10 protein-coding genes are annotated in these 8,891 nt (G+C 43.3%); 3 read left to right on the top strand and 7 right to left on the bottom strand.

Going from position 1 to position 8,891, the window contains the following annotated elements; all coding sequences use genetic code 11:
* Both HW45_RS14590 and gltS read right to left on the bottom strand, forming a co-directional pair.
* Positions 1-2,054, bottom strand: a 2,054-nt coding sequence (locus HW45_RS14590; protein ID WP_038227628.1) for a VCBS domain-containing protein, incomplete at its 3' end; no start/stop codon positions are given.
* 238 nt (positions 2,055-2,292) lie between these two features.
* The gene (gene gltS, locus HW45_RS14585) at positions 2,293-3,519 is read right to left on the bottom strand and encodes a sodium/glutamate symporter (protein WP_038227627.1); all 1,227 of its coding nucleotides are present in this window, start codon (positions 3,517-3,519) and stop codon (positions 2,293-2,295) included.
* 317 nt (positions 3,520-3,836) lie between these two features.
* On the opposite strand from gltS, the gene HW45_RS14580 reads away from it, so the two are divergent.
* Both HW45_RS14580 and HW45_RS14575 read left to right on the top strand, forming a co-directional pair.
* Positions 3,837-4,610 (top strand): DUF4344 domain-containing metallopeptidase, encoded by a 774-nt coding sequence (locus HW45_RS14580; RefSeq protein WP_152559667.1) that lies wholly within the window; start codon positions 3,837-3,839, stop codon positions 4,608-4,610.
* Between the two features lie 20 nt (positions 4,611-4,630).
* Positions 4,631-5,017 carry a thiol-disulfide oxidoreductase DCC family protein gene (locus HW45_RS14575; RefSeq protein WP_038227625.1) on the top strand — a complete coding sequence of 129 codons (387 nt, stop codon included), beginning with the start codon at positions 4,631-4,633 and terminating at the stop codon, positions 5,015-5,017.
* Positions 5,018-5,054: 37 nt separating this feature from the next.
* On the opposite strand, the gene HW45_RS14570 is transcribed toward HW45_RS14575, so the two are convergent.
* Positions 5,055-5,930 carry an NAD(P)-dependent oxidoreductase gene (locus tag HW45_RS14570; protein WP_038227624.1) on the bottom strand — a complete coding sequence of 292 codons (876 nt, stop codon included), beginning with the start codon at positions 5,928-5,930 and terminating at the stop codon, positions 5,055-5,057.
* Positions 5,931-5,940: 10 nt separating this feature from the next.
* Positions 5,941-6,849, bottom strand: a complete 909-nt coding sequence (locus tag HW45_RS14565) for a LysR family transcriptional regulator (protein WP_038227622.1) — start codon at positions 6,847-6,849, stop codon at positions 5,941-5,943.
* A 77-nt stretch (positions 6,850-6,926) separates the two neighbouring features.
* On the opposite strand from HW45_RS14565, the gene HW45_RS28830 reads away from it, so the two are divergent.
* Positions 6,927-7,169 carry a DUF2798 domain-containing protein gene (locus HW45_RS28830; protein ID WP_063602859.1) on the top strand — a complete coding sequence of 81 codons (243 nt, stop codon included), beginning with the start codon at positions 6,927-6,929 and terminating at the stop codon, positions 7,167-7,169.
* Between the two features lie 123 nt (positions 7,170-7,292).
* Here HW45_RS28830 and HW45_RS14555 read toward each other — a convergent pair whose 3' ends face one another.
* The 3 genes from HW45_RS14555 to HW45_RS14545 all read right to left on the bottom strand — a co-directional run bounded on the left by HW45_RS14555 (position 7,293) and on the right by HW45_RS14545 (position 8,642).
* Entirely contained in the window at positions 7,293-8,009 is a 717-nt protein-coding gene (locus HW45_RS14555; RefSeq protein ID WP_038227619.1) for a YebC/PmpR family DNA-binding transcriptional regulator, read from the bottom strand.
* An 85-nt stretch (positions 8,010-8,094) separates the two neighbouring features.
* Positions 8,095-8,304, bottom strand: coding sequence for a DUF3283 family protein (locus HW45_RS14550; protein WP_006069715.1), 210 nt, complete (start codon positions 8,302-8,304; stop codon positions 8,095-8,097).
* A gap of 137 nt (positions 8,305-8,441) precedes the next feature.
* A complete protein-coding gene (locus tag HW45_RS14545; RefSeq protein WP_006069716.1) occupies positions 8,442-8,642 on the bottom strand; it encodes a PA3496 family putative envelope integrity protein in 201 nt (66 codons plus the stop codon).
* Positions 8,643-8,891 lie beyond the last annotated feature (249 nt).

The raw sequence follows: 8,891 nt of genomic DNA, 5'->3' as shown, positions 1-8,891 counted from the left end.
TCACCGGTTTCTTCATCAACAGTGAATGTACCGTAAGTGGTGTCTGCTGGCGCTTTGAGAGTGAAACTCAGCTCCGCTCCGTTATCGACATCCGACGCATCAATAAAACCCGTTGTGACAGCTTTACCGTTGTCATCATCACCGGCTTCACGTACTCGACCTTTACTGTCAGCATCTTCAATTACTGGTGCATCATTGCTGCCTTTGACAACAATTCGAATCGTCTGCTCAACACTGGCACCATGTTCATCTTCTACTACTACCGTGTATTCAAGACGTTTCTTCTCACCTTCTGCCAACGCATCGGTCGCTGGTAGTTCATCCTTCAGCTCGTAACGCCAGTCACCGGTTTCTTCATCAACAGTGAATGTACCGTAAGTGGTGTCTGCTGGCTCTTTGAGTGTAAAGCTTAGCTCGGCTCCATTGTCGACATCCGACGCATCAATAAAACCTGTTGTGACAGATTTACCGTTGTCATCATCACCTGCTTCACGTACTCGACCTTTGCTGTCAGCATCTTCAATTACTGGTGCATCATTAGTCCCTTTAACAGTTACAGAAATGGTTTGAGTAACCACAGCACCCTGTTCGTCTTCAACTTGAACGGTAAAGCTCAAAGGAACTTCATCACCTTCAGCTAACGCTTCAACTGCATCAGCTTCGTTATCAATTACAAAGCTCCACAAGCCATCACTTGTGATATTGAATGTACCGTACGGGCTGCTAACATCCCCAACTGAGCTCCACGTTAAGTTTGAAGAATCCACATCCGTCGCTGAAAGTTGACCACCTGTACTTGGTACTCCGGCATCCTCAGTACCATTGTCAAAATGCCCAGACTCTCTTACTTCGCCTTCTGTAACCAATTCTGAGTCAATTACTGGCTTATCGTTCGTACCTTGGATATTGATAACAATCGTTTGAAAGACATCGACACCTTGGTCGTCAGTGACTTTGACTTTGAATTCAAGAGAAGTTGATTGCCCTTCTCGTAAGGCTTGAACTTCATCTGCTGTGTTATCAAGTTCAAATGTCCAGAGGCCGGCTTCTGTAATCGAAAAATCACCATATGCTGAAGACACATCGCCGTCTTCTGACCAAATCAAACTTTCGGTTGGAGAGTCAACATCTGTAGCGTTCAACTGCCCGCTCACCGATGCTGTTCCTGTGTTCTCTGAACCGTCATCATTGTGTCCAGCTTCAACAATGTCGCCACTAATTTCGCTATTTGCACTGATTACTGGTTTATCGTTGGTGCCACTAATGGTGATTACAACTGGCTGCGAGGTAGAGGAGTTTAGGGGATCAGTGACTTGAACGGTAAAGGAGAGTGTTACGGTATCATTGACGTTTAAAGCTTGTGTGGCATCGGAATCATTATTTAAACGGAAGGTCCATTCCCCATTATCGGAGAGCTCGAATTCACCGTAGTCAGAAAGATTGTCCGGAGTAGAAGTCACATTCCAGGTCAACGTTCCATCGTCAAATTCGAGGTCAGTAGCTAAAAGCTGACCTGTCAGCTCAGCAGTACCGTCAAAATCACTACCGTCGGAGTTATGGCCTGCTTCCACAGCGTTTCCAGCTAAGGCTTCACTAAGAATTTGCGGAGCTGAGTTGACGAGTACCTGAAGGAGAGTATTAGATTGCGTTGCGGTTAGACCTTGCGCTTCTAGGCCAGAGGTGTCGAACTGAGTTTGAGCGAGAGTTTGCGAACTATCACGTTCTATAGCGCCAGTGGTCGTTGGGCTTGATCCATTCGCTTCGCCTGCTGCAGTAGCTTGTTCTTCATTTTGAGTTGGGTCTTCTCCGGCCTCAATGGCAGCGATGATTTCTTCGGCATCTATATCAGAAACATCGATCTCTTGGCTTTCACCCTCTTCTTGAATCAATACAAGGTCTAAATCTTCGCCTACTTCTGCATCGTTCAAAACGTTGATCACAACGTCTCCCGGTCTTGGTTCCGTTCCTTCCGGAAGAATGGTGAGTTTTCCTTGAGCATCTATTACTAACGTACCAGACACTTTTGCCAACCCAAATAGAGACAACGCACTCATGATCTACTCCTTGAATTGCTTCCGACGCCAGGAAACAATATCTTTTATCAGTTCTAGCCAGCCTTGCTTGCGCGAATGGACATACTAGCCCAAGCTCGAAATTTTACTTTTATTTTACATTTAGATATCAGATTAGTTGACGAAATGAAACTTTTTGGGGAAGTATTTTTCGTTTGTCTCAAAAACGAAAAAAGTCTCGCAAATACGAGACTTTTTGATGAATGATTTAAGCTTAATCTTAGCCGATTACAGTGATAAATCCTTGTAAGATGATTAGGTTCACAATATCAATGAAAAACGCTCCCACAATAGGCACTACCATAAAGGCTTGAGGAGATGGACCGAATCGATTGACAATAGACCCCATATTCATAACCGCTGTCGGCGTAGCCCCTAAACCAAACCCACAGTGGCCACCGGCTATAACCGCTCCATCGTAGTTTTTACCCATCACTCTAAACGTAATGTAATAAGCAAACAGTCCCAAAATAACCGACTGCACAGAGAGTATGATTAAGAAAGGAATAGCCAGATCAAAGATGTTCCATAGCTGAAGACTCATCAATGCCATTGCTAAGAAAAGCGATAATGACACCGTACCGAGAATATCGACCGTTTCTGCATCCACTTTATAACTTTTGGTCACTTCGCAGATGTTGGTAATGAAAACACCGATAAATAACGCATAAACGAAGTCAGGAATCATTAACCAAGATATTTCAAATGTATTAACCCACGCATGTAAATACTTCGCTCCAGTCACACAGATGAGTAAGATAAACAGAACTTCAATAACCTTCTTAGCAGTCACGCGATCTCTTTCGTACTCGTTATAAGTTACCAATTCAGGGAAGCGCTCATGAGTATCATTGCCTCGGCCATACTCTGACTCAAAGTTATTCTTATCAATGAGTCGTTGTGCAACCGGACTACCAATAATACCGCCGATAATTAGACCAAAGGTTGCAGAAGCCATCGCAATTTCTAGTGTGTTGCTGATGCCGTAGGTCTCAGTAAAGGTTTGAGCCCAAGCGGCCCCAGTACCGTGTCCGCCCGACAAGGTAATAGAGCCCGCAATTAACCCCATTAACGGCTCTAAGCCTAGCATGGTGGCTAATCCAACTCCGACACTATTCTGGATAATAATATATACCGATGCGACCGCTAAAAAGACAAAGACTTTAGCGCCACCTTTCATCAGTTGGGTGTAGTTAGCCGCCAATCCTACGGTGCTAAAAAACATCAACATAAATGTTTTCTGCAAGGGTAACGAGAACTCAAGATTAACGTTGTTAAAGTGTAAAACCGTAATGATAAGGGCAACGATTAATCCACCAACGATGGGTTCAGGGATGTTGTATTTTTTTAGAACAGGGAGCTTACTATTAATCATGTGTCCCAGAAAAAGAACGCTGATAGCGATCAAAAAAGATTCTAACGTGCCAACAGAGATGGTGTTGTTCATATAACCTCTTTTTTTGCTTTATCGCTCATCTTCCTTAATGAGGTTCGACTAAATTGTAAAGTGTAGTAGAAATAGAATAGATGGCGACTCGCTTTACGCAGACACCAAACGACCTTGTTTAGACTATCTATTACTTCTTAAGGTGCCAGGAAGAATCGGCAAATATGTGGCCATAGTTAATCAACAGAAACACTGTTAACCTATTGGCTACATTGAGTTTATGAATATAAAAAGAAGAACTACACTAAATTAATCGCGCAGTGTACCACAGACAGGCCATTGCGACTAATTGAACCATCGAATATATGGATAACGGAATGAAATCTATACTAACAAGGACTGTTTTTTCAGTCGCTCTATTGGCACCATTAACTGCAATAAGCGCTGTCAATATTAGCTATGGCGATACAAATACAACGTCAGAACTCCAAGCGAAAACTACAATCGAACAAAGCAAAATAAATGAGCTCGTGGTACAGCTCTCAGATGCTTACTTTCCATTTAACAACGATCTAACGATTCAATATGGCGGTGATGATGGACCACTTTACGATCCTCAAGCTCATGTCGTGCATATTCCGTATGAATTCTATACCGACTCACTCAACTACTTTTTAAACAACGATTACCAAAAGAAATTTGGCAAACCAGCTAAGGATGGAGCGCTTGATACTCTGCTTCATACTTTGTTGCATGAAGCTGGGCATGCTTACGTCGCGGATCATGGCATTGCTATTCTAGGTAAAGAAGAAGATGCCGTAGATAACTTTGCGGCAGTGTTAATGCTCAACTACGTAGAAAACGGTGCCGATGCCACTATCAGCGCTGCAGATATGTTTTCCTTTGAATCCGAAGACCGGCCCGACTATTACGATTTTGCCGAGTATATCGGTGAGCATAGTTTTGATCTACAACGTTATTTCAGCACACTTTGTCTAGTATATGGTAGTGACCCAGAGAGCCATGCCACGCTTCTGGGTGAGATAGAAGAAGACTATAGAGAGGAGCAAAAAGATAAATGTGAAATGACTTTCCAACAGATCGATATGAACTGGAAACAAGTATTAGGAATAAAAGAAGACAAAAGCTAAAAACAAAGAAAGGAATTGATATGTCGACCCAACTCATCGTGTTTTTTGATGGAACCTGCCCGCTTTGTGTCAAAGAAATGCAATCTCTAAAGCATCATGACAAAGCACTAGCCATCAAACTTATCGACATTTTCTCTACAGAGTTTGAGGCCTTTCCTAATATCGATCCCAAAGAAGCATCAGAGCGACTTCATGCCTACGATACAGAAGGAAAATTGCTTCTCGGTTTGGACGTTACTCATAGAGCATGGAGCTTAGTAGGAAAACCCTATCTATATGGATTCACACGATGGCCACTCTTCAAGCCTATTTGCGACTGGGCGTACCTGAAATTTGCTCGTAATCGCTACCAGATATCAGGCTTGCTGACTGGAAAGAAACGATGTGAGCGGTGTCGGCTTGATTAGTCGACTACCGCTCAAAGCTTTATTTACACTGTAAACGTCACGATTCAGCGTCTTTGCGAACAGCTTTAAGTAAAACAGACGTATCTGATCTATTTTCACCTTGCGAAGAGAGTGCTTTATATCTTTCGACCGTCTGTTCCGTCAGTGGAAGTCGAATGCCCTGACGAGCACCTTCATCCAAACAAAAACCGAGATCTTTAACCATCCAATCGATGGCAAAGCCAAAGTCATACTTATCTTCATCCATAGTTTTGGCACGGTTTTCCATCTGCCAAGAACCCGCCGCACCATTTTTCAAGCAATCAACTAATGAAGGAATATCTAAGCCACTCTTTTGCGCGAGTATTAATCCCTCAGACAACCCTGTTAGAACACCAGCGATACATACTTGGTTAACCATTTTTGCTCGTTGTCCTTGACCAATAGTCCCCATCAAGACCGATGACTTACCGTAAGCATCAAATACTGGCTGCAGAGCATCAAAAGTCGCTTGTTCGCCACCGCACATAATAGTTAGCACACCATTTTCTGCTCCAGCCTGTCCACCTGATACGGGCGCGTCCATAAAATGGACACCCGCTTTATCACATGCAACTCCAAGTTCTTCTGCCAACAGTGCTGATGTAGTCGTATGATCAACGAGAATAGCCCCTTTCTTCATGCTCGCAATGGCACCTGTCGCGGATGTGGTCATCTGTCTAACGTCATCATCGTTGCCAACACATACCGCCACCACATCGGCGTCTTTAACACAATCCGCCACTGCTTCATGATATCGACCATTGTATTCTTCCGCCCAGCGCTTCGCTTTTTCTGTAGTGCGATTAAATACGCAAACCTCAAATCCTGCTTTAGCCAAATGACCAGCCATTGGGTATCCCATAACGCCTAATCCAATAAAACTAACTTTCATTTGTACTCCTTTAATTGCTGGTGGGGTTTACCGCGGCATCCATCGTATCTGCACTAGATAAAATCGCGTCTATTAGCGATTTGACGGCCTTTGGTTGGTATTTCCTATCTTTGTACACCAAAAATGCCTGTCGGTCACTACGATAGTGCTCAGGCAGCAGATGAACTAAATTTGAGTTGCCACGCACATGTCGTAAAGGCAGTGATGCGACTCCTAAGCCTCGCTCAACTGCATCGAGTAACGCTTGGATATCATTAACAACAAGCCTAGGTTTTATCGTCATGCTTTGCTCAAGAGCGTCATCACGGTAAATCGCCAGCTTCTGACTGTTATCTATGGCAAGCCAATCTAGGTCTTGTAACTGCTCAATGTGGGTAATTTGACTGCGACTTGCTAAGTACTCAGCGCTAGCAAAAAAGCCGTGACGTGCTGTAAACAGTGGTCGAGCAATAAGATCATCCATCTCACTGATGTCAAACGTAATCAGCAATTCTCGATTCGTTTGTGGTTTTAGCTGATCATGGTTTAAAGCGAGATCGATGTGAACTTTAGTGTATTGTTTTAAATATCCTTCAACCACAGGCGCTACGAAAGAATGATAGAAACTGTGAGGGGCGGACAAACGTACCGTACCAGCAACCTGCTCCGTTTGCTCCGTTACATTACCCAACCCTATTTCGAGCTGCTCGATACCACTGCTCAGTTGATCGAAAACGAGCTTACCAATTTCGGTCGCAGCTAATTCCCTACCCTTCTTCTCTAGCAAACGCAGTCCTAAACGCTCCTCAAGTGATGAGATACGTCTTGATACTGTCGATTGAGGCACGCCCAATAGATTAGCGGTTTTTAAGACTGAGCCGTGTTCCACGACCTTACAAAACAAGTAGACGTCATCTATATACCCAAATATGGAATCCACAATTCTAAATTACCCAATATTATCTATTTATGAATAGGTTTATACTTCTTATAACAAAAATCAACAGGAGAATAACAATGAGTAAAAAACAATTTTGGGTATCAGCCCTACTTTCATCTCTAACTATGGGAATCATGATGTCCGGCATTATCTCAGGATACAAAATGGGCTTTAGTAGCGCATGGCCACCGATATGGCTACAGAGTTTTCTTATTGCTTGGCCATGTGCATTGTTGTTAAACCTTACGGTCTTGCCTCAAGTGAGAAACTTCGCAGCTTGGGTATGCGCTCCAAGAAAGATCAAAAGCAAGGAAGCATGATCATGGGAGAGTACCTTGATCATGCTTCTGAGAGCATGATATTTAGTCGCCGTTTAGAACTGAAAAAACGGCAATAAAAAAGAGCCGACTATGTCGACTCTTTTTTTCTTCATAACGAGCGTATTACTGCTCTGCGTTATGGTAAACCTGCTGAACATCATCGCAGTCATCTAGCATGTCGAGGAATTTTTGGAATTTCTCAGCATCTTCGCCAGCAATTGCAGTATGAGTTTGCGGTACAAACGTAATTTCTTCTACATCAACCGCTAGATCTGGGTATTCAGCATTCAATGCCGTTTTCGCTTTGAAGAACTCAGTATGTGGTGCAAATACCGTGATGACGCCATCTTCAAGCTCGATATCCGTTACATCAACATCTGCCATCATAAGAGCTTCAAGCACTGCTTCTTCGTCATCACCTTTAAACTGGAATACCGCTTGGTGATCGAACATGTGAGCCACAGTACCAGGGCTACCAATCTTTGCGCCAGTCTTAACAAAGCATTGGCGAACATCTTGGAAAGTACGGTTGCCGTTGTCTGTTAGACAGTCAACGATGACACTAACGCCACCAGGACCAAACCCTTCGTAACGTGCAGGCTGGTAATCTTCACCACCACCACCGCTAGCTTTGTCTAGTGCTTTATCGATAACGTGAGCAGGAACTTGATCCTTTTTAGCTTTAGCAATCAGGTGCTTAAGTGAAAGGTTCATTTCTGGATCAGCACCACCGTTCTTAGCAGCTACATAGATCTCTTTACCATACTTGGAATAAACTTTAATTTTCGCGCCCTGAGTCTTGGCCATTGAGGCCTTGCGCACTTCAAAACTTCTTCCCATCGGGATGTTCTCTCTAATTCATTTTAACGCGGAGGATTTTATCAAATCGTCGGTACAATTCAATTGTGAACGCCGTGAATGGCGTTTACATCACTCCCATCATTCTTTTGTATTTGTCGACACACTGTTCAAACCATGCTTGTTCAGCCTCATCCGCTATCTTTTCGAGTTGCTCGCGTATAGCTTCAGGCCCCGCTTTGGCTTCTTTTAATTGCCACACAACAAAGGAAGCTTGTTTATCAAGTTCAACTTTATTCTTTTCAGAGGGTGGGAGAAGCGACAAATTATGGGACATGGTATTTAGTCAGTTGATGTTGGCAAGGGAGCAGAATATACCATTGATGAAGTATTAAACTCAAATGAAAGGGTGTTATTTGGGATAGACAGAAAATACAAAGGGTGGCCTTAGCCACCCTATCTGGTTATCCAATATTAGTGAATCAAGCCTAGCTCTCTTGCTTCTTCGAGAGTTAGACCACTTTCTCTGATTTCCCTCAACGCTTCAATGCGACGTCTAGCTTCTGCGGATTTTCCTTGTTTCGCAGGACGTATGTTTTCTTGGACTTCTTCAGAGTGATCCCACTTACTTGTCATGGATGTCATTTCGTCATGGTCGATTGAATTAATGGACATTGTTACCTCCTGATGAACCATGTCTGAACACCTAATCTGTAGCAAACGACAATTTTGTTGTTAAGAAAAACTGAGTCAGAATGTGATAGGGGCAATAGTTCTAAACAGAAGTTTTAGAAAGCGGTTTTTAAACTTTGAAATCCATCAGCGGTGGGATTACATTTAGGAGATTCCACCTCAGAAAATCAACTTGATCGAGATCTCCTTTTTTCTCCTCTAAACCCGCACCCAAGCCGGCGACAGAGTCGC

The sequence above is a fragment of the Vibrio sp. ER1A genome, assembly GCF_000733315.1.
GTDB classification, from domain to species: domain Bacteria; phylum Pseudomonadota; class Gammaproteobacteria; order Enterobacterales; family Vibrionaceae; genus Vibrio; species Vibrio mediterranei.
Note: the sequence above shows the minus strand (reverse complement) of the source record. Positions and strands in the feature narration are given on the sequence as shown.